The following is a 17,246-nucleotide window of genomic DNA, read 5'->3' on the forward strand; positions in this document are numbered from 1 at the left end:
GGGCCGTGGTGCAATTGGCGCTATGAGGCCCGCCCGACGTTCCGATATAGCTGGGGCATGTCTTCTTTCGCCGCACTCGTGGAACGTGGCCGGACCTCGCGGGTCTTCAGCGCGGTCATGGATGTCGTGAACTTCGCCCTCTACACGGTGCGACGTTTCTTTGCCGATCGCATCGACAACGCGGTCGCGGCGCTGACCTACACCTCGCTCCTGGCGCTGGTGCCGCTGATGGTGATCGCCTTTGCGATCCTGTCGAACTTCGAAGCCTTCGACGCCGCGACCGACCGGATGGAAGAGATCGTGTTCGATGCGATCGTGCCCGAGGCGGGGGCGGTGCTGACAGACTACCTGGCCGATTTCACCCACAACGCGGGCAACCTGACGACGGTGGGCGTCATCGGCCTGGGGATCACCGCGCTCTTCCTGCTGTCGACCATCGAATCCACGCTGAACCACATCTGGCGGGTGGAACGGACGCGGCCCTTCTACGTCCGCTTCCTGGTGTTCTGGGCGATCCTCACCCTGGGGCCGCTGATGATCGGTGTCAGCCTGACACTGACCTCGGACGCGGTGAGCATGGCGGCAGAGTTCCAGCCGTCGATCTACGGCGTGTCGCAGTACGCGCCCGGGGTCCTCGACCTGCCATCGGTGCAGAAGCTGGGCAGCATCGTGATCACCACCATCGGGTTGACCGCGCTTTACGTCATCGTGCCCGCGCGGCCGGTGCTGATCCGTCACGCGGTGGTCGGCGCGCTGGCGTCGGCCATCGGTTTTGCGGTGCTGGCGTGGGTGTTCAACTCGTTCCTCTTCTCGGGTTCCACCTACAAGACGATCTATGGCGCCGTCGCGGCCGTGCCGATCTTCCTGATCTGGGTTTATTCTTCCTGGGTCGTGGTGGTGCTGGGGGCCATCGTCGCGGCCTCCCTGCCGGACTGGCGGCACGGTCACAGCCCGATCCCCGACGCCGACCAGACCCCCGGCGAACGGCTCGAGGCGGCGATCATGCTGCTGGCCGAACTGCAGCGCCAGGCGCTCAAGGGCGGCACCATCCACGAGACGGACCTGATGGCCGCCACCACGCTCGAGGCGCGGTCGGAGGTGTTCGAGGACTTGGCCGCCAAGGGCTACCTGGTCGAGACCGAGAGCGGCGGCGTGGCCCTTGTCCGTGACCTGCACGCGACGACTTTGTGGGATCTCGCGCGTGACATCGGCGTCACCCTCGGCCGGGCCGGGGCGGCGGACGCGTCCCCGGTCGTGCGCGACACCGGGGCGGTGCACCGCCTGCTGCAGAAGCTGGGGCAGGCCGAGGCGGACGTCTTGTCGGTGCCGATCGCCGACCTGGTCGGGCCCCGCGACGCCGGCACGTCGGCAACCGTGTTGCGTTCCACCGGGTCGGAGTGACCGGCGCCGCCGCGCCTCAGCGCGCGGGCAAAAGCCGGACGCGCATCCGCGACCTGGTGCCCGCGGTCTGCGGCAGGTGGCGGTTCAGGCGCTTGTAGACCCGGCCGAAGATCCAGATGATCAGCAGCGTCAGGCACATGAAGTAGACCGCCAGCACCGGGTAGGCGATGAACGGGTTGAACGTCTTGTCGGCGAGGTAGCTCGCATAATAGAGGCTGTCGCCCTTCTGCTGCCATGCCGGGAAGCTGGAGAAGAACACCAGCGTCGTCGCATGGAAGAGAAAGATCGCCTCGTTCGTGTAGGCGGGCCAGGCCAGCCGCAGCATCGTGGGCCAGGTGATCCGGCGGAATTTCTTCCAGCCCGACATGCCGTAGGCGTCGGCCGCTTCCATGTCGCCGCGCGGGATCGACCGCAGCGCGCCATAGAAGATCTCGCCTGAGTAGGCAGAGGTGTTGAAGAACAGGACCAGCAACGCACCCGCCCAGGCCTTGGTGAACCAGGCGGTGGCGACGGTGATCGTGACCACGCCGAGGTTCACGTCGATCCCGGCCTTGGGCAGCAGGGTCAGCGCCTCGTAGAACAGGAAGAACTGGATGAAGAGCGGCGAGCCGCGGAAGACGAAGACGAACCATTCGGCGGGCTTGCGCAGCAGCGGGTTCGACGACACGCGGGCCAGCGCGATGGCGGTGGCAAAGAAGAAGCCGAGCGCCAGTGCGAAGATCGCGAAGTAGAGGTTCCAGATCAGGCCCGATCCGATCAGCACCACGTGATCGCAGAGCGTGAAGTCGCTCTTGGGCAGCAGCCGCTCGCCGATCCCGATGGATCGCAGCGCGTAGGCCTGGATGGTCTCTGCACAGGTCATGCTCATGCGCGGCGCAGCTCCTCTCCGGCGACGGTGGCCTGGCCATGCGCCAGGCGCCGCGACAGCCGCGTCAGCAACACGTCGGACACCTTGGTCAGCAGCAGGTAGAAGACGAGAAGCCCGAGGAAGTACCACAGCCGCCAGTCGCCGTGCGGATAGGCATAGGCGCTGGTCTTGGTGCCGCCCAGTTCACGCGCCCAGTAGACGATGTCTTCGACCCCCAGGATGAAGAGCAGCGGCGTTGCCTTGATCAGCACCATCCAGAGGTTCGACAGGCCGGGCAGGGCATAGACCCACATCTGCGGGATCAGGATGCGCCAGGTGGTCTGGCGGCGGCTCATGCCGTAGGCCTCGGCGGTTTCAAGCTGCGCCTTCGGCACAGCGTTCATGGCACCCGTCAGCACGTAGGAGGCGAAGGCCCCGAACACGAAGGCAAAGGCGATCACCGCGAGGATGATGGCATAGGTTTCGTGTACCCATTGCGGAGAGGACGACAGCGGCAGCTTGGCAGCCGGGCAGACGACGAAATCGTTGCCCTGGCGGATCGGCTGGTCCCAGTCGGGGCAGTTCACTTTTTGCCGCAGGTATTCCAGGCCTTGGTCCAGCGCGAGAGGCACGAAGAGAAAGAAGGCGATGTCCGGCACGCCGCGCACCAGCGCCGCGTAGCCCTTGCCGATCCAGCGCAGCGGGGCAAAGTGGCTGCGTGCGGCCAATGCGCCGGCAAAGCCCATGGCCAGCGCGCAGGGCACCGTCACGATCATCAGCCCGATGACCACGAAAAAGCTCTGGTAGAACATGAGGTGCTTGCCGCTGGTCAGGTAGCAGACCATCCAGCTGGCGCCCTCAAGGCTCTTGGGATCAGCGCAGAATGCAAACATGGGAAAGCAGGGCGCGGGGCCGCCGGGGCCCCGCGCCGTTATGTCAGAAGGTTGCGGCTTCGTCGCCGAACCACTGGACGATCTTCTCGTTCAGCCAGCCGTCTTCCTTCATCGAGGTGATGGCCGCGTTGAACTTTTCCTTCAGCTCGGTGTCGCTTTCGCGCAGGCCGAGGCCCACGCCACCGCCAAGCTGCACTTCCTCGGCGACGAACATCAGCTCACCGTTCGATTCGTCGACCAGCGGCTTGAGGTAGTCCTTGTCGGCAAAGACGGCATCGGCCTCGCCGTTGCGCACGGCGGCGATGGTTTCGTCGGGGGTGGCGAATTCGACCAGGGTCGCACCGCTTTCCGCGACATAGCCGGCCTGGATCGTCGCGGTCTGGGCCGAGACGACGCCGCCGGTCACGTCCACTTCCTCGGACATGGCCACGTAGGCGGAGGAGGCGGGCGGGAAGTAGTTCTGGGTGAAGTCGATGACTTCGTCACGCTCGTCGGTGATCGACATGCCGGCGATGATGACGTCGTAGTTGCCCGACACGAGGTTCGGGATGATCGAATCCCAGTCGTTGGTGACCCATTCGCAGGTCAGCTCGGCGCGCTTGCACAGCTCATCGCCCACGTCCTTCTCGAAGCCGGACACCTTGCCGTTGTCATCGATGAAGTTGAACGGAGGATAGGCGCCCTCGGTGCCGAGGCGCACGACGTCCTGGGCCATCGCCATGCCGGCGCTCAGCGCCAGGGCGGTGGTGGAAAGGATCAGCTTTTTCATTCTGTAGCTCCCTACTGGTAGTGGCGGCTCCCTCGCCGCTTCTGGGGTCCGAGACTTGGCGCATATCGCCAACAACACAAGGGATTTCTAGCGTGACATCACGGACCCATGCGCTGACTTGACGTCAGAGCGCATTTCTCTGGCCTCCGGGCGGCGCTCAGGCGCTGACCGTGGCCGACAGGAACCCGCGCAGACGCTCGGTCTGCGGGTTGCCGAAAAGCTCGGCGGGCGGGCCCTGTTCGATAATCTTGCCCTGGTGCAGGAACACGACCAGGTCGGACACGTCATTGGCCAGCCGCATGTCGTGGGTGACCAGCAGCATGGTCCGGCCTTCCGACGCCAGGTCCTTGATAACCTTGACGACTTCCTGCTCAAGCTCGGGGTCGAGCGCCGAGGTCGGTTCGTCGAACAGCAGCGCCTCGGGCTCCATGCAGAGGGCGCGGGCGATTGCGGCGCGCTGCTGCTGGCCGCCCGACAGCTGGGCGGGCCAGGCGTCTGCCTTGTCGGCGATGCCGACCTTGGCCAGGTACTCGCGGGCCTTCACCTCGACCTCGGCCTTGTCGCGGCCCAGCACGGTGACCGGTGCCTCCATGACGTTCTGCAGGATCGTCATGTGCGACCAGAGGTTGAACTGTTGGAACACCATCGACAGGTTCGTGCGGATCCGCAGCACCTGCTTGGGGTCGCCCGGGCGTCGGTGCATCCCGGTGCCCTTCCAGTGCACGGCCTCGCCCTTGAAGAGGATGTCGCCCTGCTGGCTGTCCTCGAGCAGGTTGGCGCAGCGCAGCAGCGTTGACTTGCCCGAGCCCGACGATCCGATCAGCGAGACGACCTCGCCCTGGCGCGCCATCAGGTCGACGCCCTTGAGCACCTCCAGTTCGCCGTAGGATTTGTGCAGGTCGCGGATCTCGATAACGGGCGGGGTCTTGGTCACTGGTCTACCTGGGTGATTTCTGATCGGGGGAGTAGGGCGCAGTTCGCACCGGAATGCAACAAATCAGGCCGGATGACGTCACGGGGCGCCGCTTTTTCAGGCGGCGGGCGGCGCGTCCGGGGTCGGCACGGCAAGGTAGTCGGCCGCCGGGACATGCACGAACCCTGTGATGCCGAGCGCGCGGATGTGCTCGGCCGGAAGGCCATCGATGGCGCGGGCCACGGCACCGGCCATCGCCGCGGCATCCGCACCGGGCGCCGAGATGTAGGGCAGTCCGGGCACCGGGGCCGAGGCGCCGACCGTATGGACCGAACCGACCAGCGGATCCCACTTGGACATCAGGCGCCAGGTTTGCGCATCGACAAAGCAGATATCGGCCGCGCCCGAGGCGACGGCGCGGACCGAGGCGCGGTGTGCGCCCGTCTCGACATGGCTGCCGAACCGCGTGCCTTCTGCGCGGGCGGTCTGCTCCGCCGCGGCCCAGCCCGATTGCGATAGGCTGTCGTTGTAGGCCAGCCGCAGCTCGGCCCAGTCGGCGGGGCTGCTGCGCGGGTCGTCCCGGCGCATCACGATGACCGAGTTGTAGTAGCCCGGCGGGCAGTCCGGCAGGCCGAAATCCGGCGTTCCGATCAGCGTGACGTGGTCGTGCAGCGCCTTGCGATAGGGCAGGCCGCAGGTCTGCGACAGCACGAGGTCGGGCGAACGCCAGTGATCCCAGAGCGATCCGGACCGCGTCAGCGCCTCGGGCGCGTCGATGCCATCCTCGCGCAGCGCGTCGCGCATCGCGGCCCAGAGGGCATTCGTCGCCTGGCCGACCTCGGGCCGGTCATACATCGGAAGGGACGCGAGCGGCGCGCCCGCCATCACTGTCCCGTGACGCGCAGGCGCGCGGCGTTGCTGTCCTGGTCGGTGATGCCCAAGAGGTTCGCGACGAGGCGCATCAGCGCATCCTCTTCCTCGTCCCGCTCACCGTCCTCGAGGACGACGGACCACAGCGCTTCGATCACCGAAACGCGCTGTTCCAGCGGCACGGCGTCCTTGATCGCGCGGGTGAAGCGCACGGTGTCCGGTGCCTCGGCCTCGAGCGCCTCGGCATCGGCGCGCAGCTTCTCGGCCTCGGCCGGGGCCAGGCCATAGCGGTCACGGGCGATGCGCAGGATGCGATCCCGCTCACCGGCATCATAGTCACCGTCGCTGCGGGCAACGCGCACAAGCAGGGCGGTCAGGGCAAGACGGGCGTCCGCATCCGGCAGTCGGGCCGGGGCGGGCTGGGTCAGGCGGGAGAGGAGATCAGCGAACATGGCCGTAGAATAGGCGTGGCCGTGGCGGGCGCAATCGACAAAAGCACACCTGCGATGACGTCCGCGTAACCGGGAACACGATTTTGCCATATTGGCATCGAAGAAAAATCCGAAAGTCCCGGCACCTTATACAAGCGGAAAGAGAATGGAGATGGCCGAATGCCTGCTCGGTTGAGTGCACAAACGCAGGGTGGTCGGGAGGCCGAGATCCTGGACATGCTCAAGGCGATGTCGCCGGATGAGCTGCGCTGCCTTGCGCGGAAGCTCGACCGTTCGACGATGACGCCCTCTGTCCTCAGCTGGGTCAGCGCGCAGCGGTCGCTGGACCTTGGCACCGCGCTCACCATGTTCATTCACGCCGAACCGGCCGAGTTCAACCACCTCGAGAAGGAAGACGTGCCCGAGGCGCAGCGCCGTCTCTGCGCCGCGCTCGATGCGCTCTGCCAGCGGATCAACTGCGGCTACTACCTTCCGGCGGGCGAACACCCGCTGGACGACGTGGCCCCGGTCGCCGCCTGGATGAAGGCGCAGGACGAGGACGACCGGTCGCGCCGCAAGGGGCGCTGGCGCTTCACGCCGGCCGTGGTCGCGCCGATGACCTCGGACATCCGGCGTATCGTCGAACCGCGCAAGACCGCCGCCCGGACCGAACGGCCGGGTCTTTTCCGCCGCGCGTTCAACCAGCAGTCCGCCTGACCCGGCCACGTCCCCGCCACCTGTCACGGGGCGGGGTTTCTGCCACGATCCTCAGTACTTGGACGGCACGTAGAGCTCGGGCGGCAGGGTCGAACGTTCGTAATTCGCGTTGAACACCCGGTCAGGCAGCTGCACGTCGTCGTGCGGCACCTCGTCGTAGGGCATCAGCGACAGCAGGTGATCGATGCAGTTCAGCCGCGCGCGCTTCTTGTCGTTGCCGGCGACGATGTACCAGGGCGCCTCGGGGATGTTGGTGCGCTCGAACATCTCTTCCTTGGCGACGGTGTAGTCCTCCCACTTGATGCGGGACTGCAGGTCCATCGGCGACAGCTTCCACTGCTTCAGGGGATCGTGGATGCGGATCAGGAACCGCATCTGCTGTTCCTCGTCGGTGATCGAAAACCAGTATTTCACCAGCCGGATCCCCGACCGGACCAGCATGCGCTCGAACTCGGGCACGTCGTGAAAGAAATCCTCGACCTGGCCGTCATTGGCAAAGCCCATGACCCGTTCGACCCCGGCCCGGTTGTACCAGGACCGGTCGAACAGAACGATCTCGCCCGCCGCGGGCAGGTGCGGCACGTAGCGCTGGAAATACCACTGGCTCTTTTCGCGGTCGTTCGGGGCGGGCAGGGCGACGGTGCGCACCACGCGGGGGTTCAGGCGCTGCGTGATTCGCTTGATGACACCGCCCTTGCCGGCGCTGTCGCGGCCTTCGAAGATCACGACGATCTTTTCGCCGCTGTGCACGACCCAGTCCTGCAGCTTGATCAGCTCGGCCTGCAGGTGCAGCAGGCTGCGGAAGTAGTCTGGCCGCGGGATCGATGGACCGTGGGCCTTGCGATAGATCTCGCGGATCTTCATCGACAGGACCGCGTCCTCCATTTCCAGTTCGACCTCTTCGTCGAAACTGTCCAGCAGCTCGGCTTCAAGCCAGTCCTCGGGCGTCTTCTCGGTATCGGCGGGCGACATGGGGCACCTATCCTTCGGGCATGCGTGTGGCCCCGGTGGCGGGGTCGTACCTCCATACATCATTCTTCTGTGACGGTTTGTTGTCTTTATGTGCGGGGGTGCGGAATTGCCCGGCCCGGCGCCCGCCGCCTAGGCTTTCCGCAACGCAACCACGCCGGAGGCCGACATGAGCTGGAACCCCGCCCTCGATCCGGATTGCCCCAAGGGCGATGCGGTGGACGCCATCGAAACGCTGATCATTCCACGCGCCCGCGACCTTGGCGGGTTCGAGGTGCGCCGCGCCCTGCCTTCGCCGAAACGGCAGATGGTCGGCCCGTTCATCTTCTTTGACCAGATGGGCCCGGCCGAGTTCCTGTCCGGGCAGGGGATCGACGTGCGCCCGCATCCGCATATCGGCCTGGCCACTGTCACCTACCTGATGAAGGGCCGGATGCATCACCGCGACAGCCTGGGTACCGACCAGTGGATCGAGCCGGGCGAGGTCAACCTGATGACCGCCGGCTGGGGCATCACCCATTCCGAACGGGTGGACGGCGAAACGCGGCAGACGCCGCATTCGCTCTTCGGCATCCAGACCTGGATGGCCCTGCCCGAGGCCGAGGAGGAGGGCGAGGCCCGCTTCCTGCACGTGGGCAAGCCCGACCTGCCGATGCTGGAGGGCGAGGGCAAGCAGGTGCGCCTGGTTCTGGGCGACGCCTGGGGCGAACGCGCGCCGGTCGAGCTGGCGAGCGAGACGGTCTATGCCGACGCGCTCCTCGACCCCGGCGCGTCGATCCCGCTGCCCGACAACCACGAGGACCGCGGGACCTATGTCCTCGACGGCTCGGTCGAGATCGCGGGCCAGGTGTTCGAGGCCGGGCGCATGATGGTCTTCCGCCCCGGCGACCGGGTGTCGATGAAGGCAGGCGACCGGGGCGCGCGGGTGCTGATCCTGGGCGGGGCAACCCTGTCGGGCCCGCGCTACATCTGGTGGAACTTCGTCGCCTCCTCGCGCGAAAAGATCGACGCGGCGAAAGAGGCATGGCGGGCCGGGGACTGGGCGCATGGCCGCTTCCGCCTGCCGCCCGACGACAACGCCGAATTCATCCCGCTGCCCGAGGAAATCCCCGGCGCGGTCCCGCGCGAGGTCAGGCGCCCCTGACCGGGTAGGGGCCCAGGACACGCTCGCAGAGCGCTGAGTCCTGGTATTCCCTGGCCTCGACGATCATGCCATCGCGGAGCCGGTACATCAGGCAGTACTCGTTCCGGTAGGGCGTGCCGTCGGCGGCGGTCATGTCGCCGACGGCTTCGACGACCACCCAGTCGCCGTCAGCCAGGATGCGGGTGGGGATGGTCCGGGACGTGCCGGTGGTGACGGACCGGACATGGCCGTAGAGGTCACGCAGGATGGCGGCCTTGCCGGTAAAGGTCTGCGACCACGAGTATTTCCCGGTGACCGTCATGGTCGCGTCATCGGCAAGATGGGCCACGAAGAACGATCCGTCGCCCTCGGCGAGGCCGGTAAAGATGCGCCGGATCAGCGCCTTGTTGTCTGCGGCGGTCATGGTGTCTGGGCCTCGGGGCAGGTCGGGCAGGACCGGCATATCCTACGGTCCGGAGGCATGCGTTTCACGAAACCCCGCCATGAATTTCCGAATATTTCGCATACATGGGTTTCGGGCGCAGTTTTGTTGCGTTACCTGCCCCGGGTCCCAGGCGCAGGCCCTCCGCAGCGCCGATCACGTACAACGGAATACCCCAATGTCTGACGCATCCTTGACGGAGGCGCCCTCCAGTGCTGCCGACTATCGCCCGGTGAACAAGCCGAGCCGCGTTCTGCTGGCCAGCCTCGTCGGCACCACCATCGAGTTCTTCGATTTCTACGTCTATGCCACCGCCGCCGTGCTGGTGTTTCCCGCCCTGTTCTTTCCGGGCGAGGATCCGACCACCGCGCTGCTGGCCTCCTTCGCCACCTTCTCGATCGCCTTCTTCGCCCGCCCGCTGGGGGCCGTCGTCTTTGGCCACTTCGGCGACCGGATCGGCCGCAAGACAACGCTGGTCGCGGCGCTGCTGACGATGGGGGTCTCGACCGTCATCATCGGCTTCCTGCCGACCTATGCCGCCATCGGAGTCTGGGCCCCGCTGCTGCTGGCGCTCTGCCGCTTCGGGCAGGGGTTCGGCCTGGGCGGCGAATGGGGTGGCGCAGTGCTGATCGCGACGGAAAACGCGCCTCCGGGAAAAAAGACCTGGTACGGCATGTTCCCGCAACTCGGTGCGCCGGTGGGCCTGTTCCTGTCCTCGGGCCTCTTCCTGGTGCTGCTGAACTTCATGAGCCGCGAGGACCTGCTGGCCTGGGGTTGGCGCATCCCCTTCATCGCCTCGTTGCTGCTGATCGCCATCGGCCTCTGGGTGCGGCTGTCGCTGACCGAGACGCCGGATTTCCAGAAGGCGATCGACCGGCAGGAACGGGTCGCGGTGCCGTTTGTCGAGATCTTCCGCACGCACAAGATGGCGCTCTTCCTTGGCACCTTCGTGGCGCTGGCGACCTTCGTGCTGTTCTACATCTGCTCGGCCTACCTGCTGTCCTACAACACCAAGGTCCTGAACCTGACCCTGGTCGAGGCGCTCGAGGTGCAGCTCTGGGGCGCGGTGGTCTTCGGCCTCTTCATCCCGATCGCGGGCAAGGTCGGTGACCTCTGGAACCGGCGCAGCCTGCTGATCACCGTGACGGTGCTGATCGGGCTCTTCTCGTTCACGGTGGCGCCGCTGCTGTCGGGCTCGCTGACCGGGGTGTTCGTCTTCACCACCATCGGGATGGCGCTGATGGGGATCACCTACGGCATCATCGGCGTGGCGCTGGCCGCCCCGTTCCCGACCGAAGTGCGCTATACCGGATCGTCGCTGGCCTTCAACTTCGCCGGCATCTTTGGCGCCTCGCTCGCGCCCTACATCGCGACCTGGCTGCAGGCGAACCACGGGATGGAATACGTGGGCTACTACATGCTGATCGCGGCCGCGATCACGCTGGTCTGCATCCTCGCCTCGGGCAAGACCAAGGTCTGAGCTGTCGGTCCCGGCCGACCCGCACCGCCGCGCCCCCGCGCGGCGGTGTTTTCGTGTCCGTAACCGCCGATGACGCGGGTGCACGTTCGGGTGAGGCCCCCTCGCTGAGGTGGTGCGAATCCCCCACATCCCCGCCATGTCAGTTCACGAGTTCAACACGCCCCGCCGTCCGCGGCTCCGCTCCGACGATCCGCGACCGATCGCGCATCTCGGGCGGCCGCCGATGCAGAAAGACCGGCCCCTGGGGGCCGGCCTGATCATCATCGGTGCGGGTGTGTCCCTGGTTATCTTGCTGGCCCTGTTCGCCCTCTAGGCGGGCAGGGTCGGCAGGGTCAGACCAGCCTCGAGACGTCCTTGGCCGCGCGCACGAAGTCGCGGAACAGCGGGTGCGGATCGAAGGGCTTCGATTTCAGCTCGGGGTGGAACTGGACGCCGATGAACCACGGGTGATCCTTGATCTCGACGATCTCGGGCAGGCGGCCATCGGGCGACATGCCCGAGAAGCTCACGCCGCAGTCTTCCAGTTTCTTCCGGTACTTGATGTCCACCTCGTAGCGGTGGCGGTGACGTTCCTCGATGCTGGTCGCATGGTAGACGTTCGCCACCTTGGAGCCCTCGGCCAGAACGGCGGTGTAGGCGCCGAGGCGCATGGTGCCGCCCTTGTCGTCGTCGACCTTGCGCTGCACCGCGTGGTTGCCCTGCACCCATTCCTTGAGGTGGTAGACCACCGGCTCGAACCGCTTCTTGCCGGCCTCGTGGTCGAACTCCTCCGACCCGGCCTTGTCGACGCCGGCCAGGTTCCGCGCCGCCTCGATCACCGCCATCTGCATGCCGAGGCAGATGCCGAGGTAGGGGATCTTGTGCTCGCGCGCGTATTGCGCCGCCTTGATCTTGCCCTCGGTGCCGCGCTCGCCAAAGCCGCCGGGGACAAGGATCGCATGGAAGCCTTCGAGGTGGGGCGCCGCGTCCTCGTGGTCGAAGACCTCGGCATCGACCCACTCGACGTTCACCTTGATCCGGTTCGCCATGCCGCCGTGGGTCAGCGCCTCCTTGATTGACTTGTAGGCGTCTTCGAGCTGCGTGTACTTGCCGACGATGGCGACGTTCACCTCGCCGTCGGTGTTGTGGATGCGGTCGTAGACGTCCTGCCAGCGGCTGAGGTCGGGGCGCGGGGCGGGGGAGATCTGGAAGGCGTCCAGCACCGCCTGGTCGAGGCCTTGTTCGTGGTAGGCCAGCGGCGCCTCGTAGATGGATCTCAGATCGTAGGCGGGGATCACCGCCTCGGGGCGGACGTTGCAGAAGAGGGCGATCTTCTCGCGCTCCTTCTCGGGGATCGGATGCTCGGACCGGCAGACCAGGATGTCCGGCTGCAGGCCGATCGAGCGAAGTTCCTTCACCGAGTGCTGGGTCGGCTTGGTCTTCAGCTCGCCGCTCGCCGCGAGGTAGGGCAGGAGCGTCAGGTGCATGAAGATGCACTGGCCGCGCGGCTTGTCCTGGGCGAACTGGCGAATCGCCTCGAAGAACGGCAGGCCCTCGATGTCGCCGACGGTGCCGCCGATCTCGCACAGCATGAAATCGACCTCGTCCTCGCCGATCGAGATGAAGTCCTTGATCTCGTTCGTGACGTGCGGAATCACCTGGATCGTCTTGCCGAGGTAGTCGCCGCGGCGCTCTTTATCGAGCACGTTCTGATAGATGCGGCCGGAAGAGACGCTGTCGGTCTTGCGGGCGGCGACGCCGGTGAAGCGTTCGTAGTGGCCGAGGTCGAGGTCGGTTTCCGCGCCGTCGTCCGTGACGAAGACCTCGCCATGTTCAAAGGGGCTCATCGTGCCCGGGTCGACGTTCAGGTAGGGGTCGAGCTTGCGCAGGCGGACGGTGAAGCCGCGGGCCTGCAGGAGCGAGCCAAGCGCGGCCGAGGCGAGCCCCTTGCCAAGCGAGGATACCACACCGCCGGTGATGAAAATGAATCTGGCCATCTGCTCGGAGCTCCCGTGTATTCTGGCGGCCTGCGTGCAAAACCCAAGCCGAAATGCGGCCCGAAAAGCCGCATATCACGGGATTTAACAGCTAACAGATTCGCCGGGCCTTGGCAACAAGACCTCTAGATGATGTTGGGGCGGCGATGCCGCCCTCAAGTCTTGGTGGGTCAGTCGGCGGAGGGGGTCAGCGCCCCGTCCGTGCCCGACGGCGGCGGCACAAGGCTGCCTTCGCCGCCCGGCAGGGTCGGCGCGCTGTCATCGACAGGGGCCTGCGTCGTCGGCGTCAGCCGGTCGAGGATCGAGCTGCCCGCGCTTTTCTCGGCTGCGATGATCGTCAGGGCGATCGAGGTGCAGATGAAGCCCGCGGCCAGGACCCAGGTCACCTTGGCCAGCGCCGTGACCGGCGGACGGCCCGCGGCCGCGCCTGCGCCGCCCATGCCCAGACCGCCCCCTTCGGAACGCTGGAGCAGCACCACGCCGATCAGCGACAGCGCGAGGATCAGGTGGACGATGAGGACGACGTTTTCCATGATTTCGGCCTGTCGGTTCTGCGTCGGTATTACGTCGGTATCACGTCGGTATTTCCACCGACGTGCCCGCCGCCAAGGTATCGGCGCTATCTATGGCAGACCTGCCTGCGCTGCAACCCCGGAGTCGGCCGCGTCGCAGGGTCAATTCGCAGCGGCGTGACCGGGCCACGCCCGATCACGAAGGGGCGGATGGTCAGGCCGTCAGGTCGAGCGTGGTGCCGGCCGAGTAGGCATAGCCCGCGACGTTGTAGGACAGCAGGGTCAACGCGGCCTGTCCGGACGAAAGGCCGAACTGCGCGTAGAAGACCGACCCCGTATAGGCCGAGACCGTGACCGAGGTGGATGCGCCATCGCCTTCGTCGCCCTCATCCGCGGTGGCGACCTCGGGTCCCGTGTCCGCGTCGGTCGCCCCGGTCGCGGTGTCCGTCACGACATCGGGTTCGGTCGGCACGACCTCTCCGCCGCCGCCGGGTGTGGCGGGTGCCGAGGGGAACAGGTCGGCCGGATCGGCGCCCTGCGCCAGCCGTGCCGCGGCATAGCCGAGCGCGAAGGCCGTGATCGCGATGCCGGCGGCCTGCGCCTGCGTCACGAGGTCCTGTGCCTGGCGGCCTGTCGCGCGGCCGTGCCAGTCGGCGCTGTGGCCGCGGTGGCGCCAGCCGCGGTGGCCGTCGACGCGCTGCGTGTCGTCGCGCCGCTGCACGACGTCGCCGCGCCGGGGACGGTCGGCCTGCCGCGCCTCTCCCCGCCGAAGGCGTGATGGTCATGGCGCGGAACCTGCCCGTTGTGCCCGCCGCCCGAATGTGTGCCCGATATCTGCATGGGGTGCCCTTTCCCTTGTCTACCCGCGGGCGGTCCTACGCGCGTCGGGTTAAGGCGGGGTTCATGCCGTCGTGCATCGCGGCGCGAGAATCCGGTTTCGCCCGGCAGGGAGCTTCTATAAGGAGGGCGCGGGTTTTCTCCGAGAGGATTGAGAGCATGGCCAACGTAGTCGTCGTCGGCGCCCAGTGGGGCGATGAAGGCAAGGGCAAGATCGTGGACTGGCTGAGTGAGCGGGCGGACATCATCTGCCGGTTCCAGGGCGGTCACAACGCCGGCCATACGCTGGTCATCGACGGCGAGGTCTACAAGCTGAACGCGCTGCCCTCGGGCGTGGTGCGCGGCGGCAAGCTGTCGGTCATCGGCAACGGCGTGGTGCTGGACCCCTGGCACCTGGTCAAGGAAATCGACGCGATCACGACGCAGGGCGTCGAGATCACGCCCGAGACGCTGATGATCGCCGAGAACACGCCGCTGATCCTGCCGATCCACGGCGAGCTGGACCGCGCCCGTGAAAGCGCCAACAACGTCGCCCGCATCGGCACCACCGGCCGCGGCATCGGCCCGGCCTACGAGGACAAGGTGGGCCGCCGGTCCGTCCGCGTCGCCGACCTGGCCGACGATGCCACGCTGGAGACCCGCGTCGACCGCGCGCTGGTGCACCACAACGCGCTGCGCAACGGCCTGGGCCTGCCCGAGGTCGACCGCGACGCGCTGATCGCCGAGCTGCGGGCCATCGCGCCCAAGATCCTGCCCTATGCCGCCCCGGTCTGGAAGGTGCTGAACGAGCATCGCAAGGCCGGCAAGCGCATCCTCTTCGAAGGGGCGCAAGGCGCGCTGCTGGACATCGATTTCGGCACCTATCCCTATGTCACCTCTTCCAACGTGATCGCCGGGCAGGCGGCGACCGGCGTGGGCATCGGCCCCGGATCGGTCGATTTCGTACTGGGCATCGTCAAGGCCTACACCACCCGCGTGGGCGAGGGCCCGTTCCCGTCCGAGCTGCATGACGCCGACGGCCAGCGCCTGGGCGAGCGGGGCCGCGAGTTCGGCACCGTGACGGGGCGCAAGCGCCGCTGCGGCTGGTTCGACGCGGCGCTGCTGCGCCAGACCTGCGCCACCTCAGGCGTGAACGGCATCGCGCTGACCAAGCTCGACGTGCTGGACGGGTTCGAGACGCTGAAGATCTGCGTGGGCTACGACCTCGACGGCACGCGGCTCGACTACCTGCCGACGGCGGCCGACCAGCAGGCGCGCTGCACGCCGATCTACGAGGAGATGCCCGGCTGGTCGGAATCGACCGAGGGCGCGCGCAGCTGGGCCGAGCTGCCGGCGAACGCGATCAAGTACGTCCGCCGGGTCGAGGAGCTGATCGAATGCCCGGTCGCGCTGCTCTCGACCAGCCCGGAGCGGGAGGATACCATCCTCGTCACCGATCCCTTCGCGGACTGAGCCCATGTCGATGTCCTACAAGTCCCGCAAGCGCTGGTCGCTGGTGATCCTGCTGATCGGCCTGCCGATCTACATCGTCGCCGCGATCAGCCTGGTTGCCATGCTCGACCGGCCCAACATCCTGGTCGAGCTGCTGATCTATGTCGGGCTGGGGCTGCTCTGGGCGCTGCCGTTCAAGGCGGTGTTCAAGGGGGTGGGCAAGCCCGACCCCGAGGAAGACGAGGCCGAGTAGGCACGCGGCACGTCCGGGGCGGGGCATTCCCCGCCTCTTGCCATCCGTGAAATTGACCGGCTGACCGACCGGTAAGGGCTTACAACCCCCGACCGATCCGCGTAGAAAGCATGTAATTCACACGTTTTCGATCCGGTCCCCATCCATGGCCTTCGCCGCCGCCAAGACACCGCCGCACCTTTCGACGCTGGTCCTGCTGACCGGGACCTCGGTCCTGACGCTGAACATGTTCCTGCCGTCGCTGGCCCACATGGCCGAGGATTTCGGCGTGGACTACGGCATGATGAGCCTGGCGATCGGCGGCTACCTGGCGATCTCGGCAGTGGTGCAGATCATCATCGGCCCGATCTCGGACCGCTACGGCCGGCGGCCGGTGGTGCTGGTCGGCATGGCCATCTTCTTTGTCGCCTCGCTGATCTGCGCGCTGACGACCGACTACCACTGGTTCCTGGTGGGGCGCATGATGCAGAGCGCCTCGGCCACCGGGATGGCGCTGAGCCGGGCGGCGATCCGCGACCAGTACGACGAGCGCGAGAGCGCGTCGAAGCTGGCGCTGATCTCGACCCTGATGGCGGTGGCACCGATGATGGGGCCGATGATCGGCGGCTTCCTCGACGCCGTCTTTGGCTGGCGGGCGAACTTTTTCGTCTACGCGCTGGCTGGCGGGATCCTGTTCGTGCTGTGCTGGGTGGACGCGGGCGAGACGCATCACAACCGATCGTCGAGCTTCGGCGCGCAGTTCCGGGAGTATCCCGCGCTGGTCGGTTCGCGGCGGTTCTGGGGCTATGCCTTTTGCGTGGCGCTGTCGGTGTCGACCTTTCACGTCTTCGTCACCGCCGCTCCGCTGGTGGCGCCCTCGGCCTTTGGCATGGGCACGGCGGAGCTGGGGATGTGGATGGGCTCGATCACGCTGGGGTTCATGATCGGGGCGTCGATCTCGTCCCGGCTGTCGCGGCGGGCGGAACTCACGACGATGATGATCGCGGGGCGCCTGGTCGCCACGCTGGGGCTGATGGCGGGGGGGCTGCTGCTCTGGGCCGGCTACGTGAGCGAGCCGGTGTTCTTCGGCGCGATGGTGATGTCGGGGATCGGCAACGGCCTGACCTCGCCGAACGCGACGGCGGGCGCGGTGTCGGTGCGACCGCACCTGGCGGGCAGCGCCTCGGGCCTCTCCTCGGCGCTGATCGTGGGGATGGGGGCGGTGACGACGACGCTGACGGGCATGCTGGTGACCGAGGCCAACGGCCTCTGGCTGGTGCCCGCGCTGATGGTGGCGGCGAGCGTGCTGGGGCTGGCGGCGGCGCTCTACGTCCGGCACATCAACCTGAAAGAGGCGCAGATGGCGGCCGAGGCGGCGATGGCCGCTCAGGCGGCCGAGTGAG

General features: G+C 66.9%; 18 protein-coding genes. 7 read left to right on the top strand and 11 right to left on the bottom strand.

The window, feature by feature from the left end:
• Nucleotides 1-57: 57 nt before the first annotated feature.
• The gene (locus ACE2AC_RS20190) at nt 58-1,401 is read left to right on the top strand and encodes a YihY family inner membrane protein (RefSeq protein WP_375689670.1); all 1,344 of its coding nucleotides are present in this window, start codon (nt 58-60) and stop codon (nt 1,399-1,401) included.
• Nucleotides 1,402-1,417: 16 nt separating this feature from the next.
• On the opposite strand, the gene ACE2AC_RS20195 is transcribed toward ACE2AC_RS20190, so the two are convergent.
• From ACE2AC_RS20195 to ACE2AC_RS20220, 6 genes are all read right to left on the bottom strand, one after another.
• A complete protein-coding gene (locus ACE2AC_RS20195; protein ID WP_375692146.1) occupies nt 1,418-2,263 on the bottom strand; it encodes an ABC transporter permease in 846 nt (281 codons plus the stop codon).
• A gap of 2 nt (nt 2,264-2,265) precedes the next feature.
• Nucleotides 2,266-3,141 carry an ABC transporter permease gene (locus ACE2AC_RS20200; RefSeq protein WP_375689672.1) on the bottom strand — a complete coding sequence of 292 codons (876 nt, stop codon included), beginning with the start codon at nt 3,139-3,141 and terminating at the stop codon, nt 2,266-2,268.
• A 43-nt stretch (nt 3,142-3,184) separates the two neighbouring features.
• Nucleotides 3,185-3,910, bottom strand: a complete 726-nt coding sequence (locus ACE2AC_RS20205) for a transporter substrate-binding domain-containing protein (protein ID WP_375689674.1) — start codon at nt 3,908-3,910, stop codon at nt 3,185-3,187.
• Between the two features lie 157 nt (nt 3,911-4,067).
• On the bottom strand, nt 4,068-4,844 hold the full coding sequence (locus ACE2AC_RS20210) for an ABC transporter ATP-binding protein (RefSeq protein WP_375689676.1): 777 nt from the start codon (nt 4,842-4,844) through the stop codon (nt 4,068-4,070).
• Between the two features lie 96 nt (nt 4,845-4,940).
• Complete coding sequence (locus tag ACE2AC_RS20215) at nt 4,941-5,678, bottom strand: phosphate/phosphite/phosphonate ABC transporter substrate-binding protein (RefSeq protein WP_375689678.1); 738 nt, start codon at nt 5,676-5,678, stop codon at nt 4,941-4,943.
• 29 nt (nt 5,679-5,707) lie between these two features.
• On the bottom strand, nt 5,708-6,145 hold the full coding sequence (locus ACE2AC_RS20220) for a TerB family tellurite resistance protein (protein WP_375689680.1): 438 nt from the start codon (nt 6,143-6,145) through the stop codon (nt 5,708-5,710).
• Nucleotides 6,146-6,316: 171 nt separating this feature from the next.
• Here ACE2AC_RS20220 and ACE2AC_RS20225 point away from each other — a divergent pair, with 171 nt between their 5' ends.
• On the top strand, nt 6,317-6,841 hold the full coding sequence (locus tag ACE2AC_RS20225) for a hypothetical protein (RefSeq protein ID WP_375689682.1): 525 nt from the start codon (nt 6,317-6,319) through the stop codon (nt 6,839-6,841).
• Between the two features lie 51 nt (nt 6,842-6,892).
• Here the strand turns inward: ACE2AC_RS20225 and ppk2 are convergent, their stop codons facing one another.
• Nucleotides 6,893-7,813 (bottom strand): polyphosphate kinase 2, encoded by a 921-nt coding sequence (gene ppk2 / locus ACE2AC_RS20230; protein ID WP_375689684.1) that lies wholly within the window; start codon nt 7,811-7,813, stop codon nt 6,893-6,895.
• Nucleotides 7,814-7,979: 166 nt separating this feature from the next.
• Here ppk2 and ACE2AC_RS20235 point away from each other — a divergent pair, with 166 nt between their 5' ends.
• The gene (locus tag ACE2AC_RS20235; RefSeq protein WP_375689686.1) at nt 7,980-8,954 is read left to right on the top strand and encodes a pirin family protein; all 975 of its coding nucleotides are present in this window, start codon (nt 7,980-7,982) and stop codon (nt 8,952-8,954) included.
• Here the strand turns inward: ACE2AC_RS20235 and ACE2AC_RS20240 are convergent.
• Nucleotides 8,941-9,357: a nuclear transport factor 2 family protein gene (locus ACE2AC_RS20240; protein WP_375689688.1), complete on the bottom strand. Its 417-nt coding sequence runs from the start codon at nt 9,355-9,357 to the stop codon at nt 8,941-8,943. The two genes, ACE2AC_RS20235 and ACE2AC_RS20240, sit on opposite strands and share 14 nt — an antisense overlap.
• Before the next feature lie 196 nt (nt 9,358-9,553).
• Here ACE2AC_RS20240 and ACE2AC_RS20245 point away from each other — a divergent pair, with 196 nt between their 5' ends.
• Nucleotides 9,554-10,855, top strand: coding sequence for an MFS transporter (locus tag ACE2AC_RS20245; protein WP_375689690.1), 1,302 nt, complete (start codon nt 9,554-9,556; stop codon nt 10,853-10,855).
• 332 nt (nt 10,856-11,187) lie between these two features.
• Here ACE2AC_RS20245 and ACE2AC_RS20250 read toward each other — a convergent pair whose 3' ends face one another.
• The 3 genes from ACE2AC_RS20250 to ACE2AC_RS20260 form a co-directional block, all read right to left on the bottom strand.
• Complete coding sequence (locus ACE2AC_RS20250; RefSeq protein ID WP_375689692.1) at nt 11,188-12,831, bottom strand: CTP synthase; 1,644 nt, start codon at nt 12,829-12,831, stop codon at nt 11,188-11,190.
• 170 nt (nt 12,832-13,001) lie between these two features.
• Nucleotides 13,002-13,364 (bottom strand): preprotein translocase subunit SecG, encoded by a 363-nt coding sequence (gene secG, locus ACE2AC_RS20255; protein ID WP_375689694.1) that lies wholly within the window; start codon nt 13,362-13,364, stop codon nt 13,002-13,004.
• A gap of 193 nt (nt 13,365-13,557) precedes the next feature.
• The gene (locus tag ACE2AC_RS20260; RefSeq protein ID WP_375689696.1) at nt 13,558-14,064 is read right to left on the bottom strand and encodes a hypothetical protein; all 507 of its coding nucleotides are present in this window, start codon (nt 14,062-14,064) and stop codon (nt 13,558-13,560) included.
• Nucleotides 14,065-14,339: 275 nt separating this feature from the next.
• Here ACE2AC_RS20260 and ACE2AC_RS20265 point away from each other — a divergent pair, with 275 nt between their 5' ends.
• From ACE2AC_RS20265 to ACE2AC_RS20275, 3 genes are all read left to right on the top strand, one after another.
• Nucleotides 14,340-15,632 (top strand): adenylosuccinate synthase, encoded by a 1,293-nt coding sequence (locus ACE2AC_RS20265; RefSeq protein WP_375689698.1) that lies wholly within the window; start codon nt 14,340-14,342, stop codon nt 15,630-15,632.
• Nucleotides 15,633-15,636: 4 nt separating this feature from the next.
• Entirely contained in the window at nt 15,637-15,864 is a 228-nt protein-coding gene (locus tag ACE2AC_RS20270; protein WP_375689700.1) for a DUF2842 domain-containing protein, read from the top strand.
• 145 nt (nt 15,865-16,009) lie between these two features.
• Complete coding sequence (locus tag ACE2AC_RS20275; protein WP_375689702.1) at nt 16,010-17,245, top strand: multidrug effflux MFS transporter; 1,236 nt, start codon at nt 16,010-16,012, stop codon at nt 17,243-17,245.
• Nucleotide 17,246 lies beyond the last annotated feature (1 nt).

It is taken from the genome of Pseudooceanicola sp. LIPI14-2-Ac024 (assembly GCF_042188925.1).
In the GTDB taxonomy this organism is placed as follows: Bacteria; Pseudomonadota; Alphaproteobacteria; order Rhodobacterales; family Rhodobacteraceae; genus Pseudooceanicola.

Bases quoted from the DNA above. Each gene is read 5' to 3' on its own strand.
- ACE2AC_RS20240 (WP_375689688.1), bottom strand. From the start codon at position 9,357: ATGACCGCCGCAGACAACAAGGCGCTGATCCGGCGCATCTTTACCGGC.
- ppk2 (WP_375689684.1), bottom strand. From the start codon at position 7,813: ATGTCGCCCGCCGATACCGAGAAGACGCCCGAGGACTGGCTTGAAGCC.
- ACE2AC_RS20195 (WP_375692146.1), bottom strand. From the start codon at position 2,263: ATGACCTGTGCAGAGACCATCCAGGCCTACGCGCTGCGATCCATCGGG.
- ACE2AC_RS20205 (WP_375689674.1), bottom strand. From the start codon at position 3,910: ATGAAAAAGCTGATCCTTTCCACCACCGCCCTGGCGCTGAGCGCCGGC.
- ACE2AC_RS20190 (WP_375689670.1), top strand. From the start codon at position 58: ATGTCTTCTTTCGCCGCACTCGTGGAACGTGGCCGGACCTCGCGGGTC.
- ACE2AC_RS20270 (WP_375689700.1), top strand. From the start codon at position 15,637: ATGTCGATGTCCTACAAGTCCCGCAAGCGCTGGTCGCTGGTGATCCTG.
- ACE2AC_RS20250 (WP_375689692.1), bottom strand. From the start codon at position 12,831: ATGGCCAGATTCATTTTCATCACCGGCGGTGTGGTATCCTCGCTTGGC.
- ACE2AC_RS20220 (WP_375689680.1), bottom strand. From the start codon at position 6,145: ATGTTCGCTGATCTCCTCTCCCGCCTGACCCAGCCCGCCCCGGCCCGA.
- ACE2AC_RS20200 (WP_375689672.1), bottom strand. From the start codon at position 3,141: ATGTTTGCATTCTGCGCTGATCCCAAGAGCCTTGAGGGCGCCAGCTGG.
- ACE2AC_RS20275 (WP_375689702.1), top strand. From the start codon at position 16,010: ATGGCCTTCGCCGCCGCCAAGACACCGCCGCACCTTTCGACGCTGGTC.
- ACE2AC_RS20265 (WP_375689698.1), top strand. From the start codon at position 14,340: ATGGCCAACGTAGTCGTCGTCGGCGCCCAGTGGGGCGATGAAGGCAAG.
- ACE2AC_RS20235 (WP_375689686.1), top strand. From the start codon at position 7,980: ATGAGCTGGAACCCCGCCCTCGATCCGGATTGCCCCAAGGGCGATGCG.
- secG (WP_375689694.1), bottom strand. From the start codon at position 13,364: ATGGAAAACGTCGTCCTCATCGTCCACCTGATCCTCGCGCTGTCGCTG.
- ACE2AC_RS20245 (WP_375689690.1), top strand. From the start codon at position 9,554: ATGTCTGACGCATCCTTGACGGAGGCGCCCTCCAGTGCTGCCGACTAT.
- ACE2AC_RS20215 (WP_375689678.1), bottom strand. From the start codon at position 5,678: ATGTATGACCGGCCCGAGGTCGGCCAGGCGACGAATGCCCTCTGGGCC.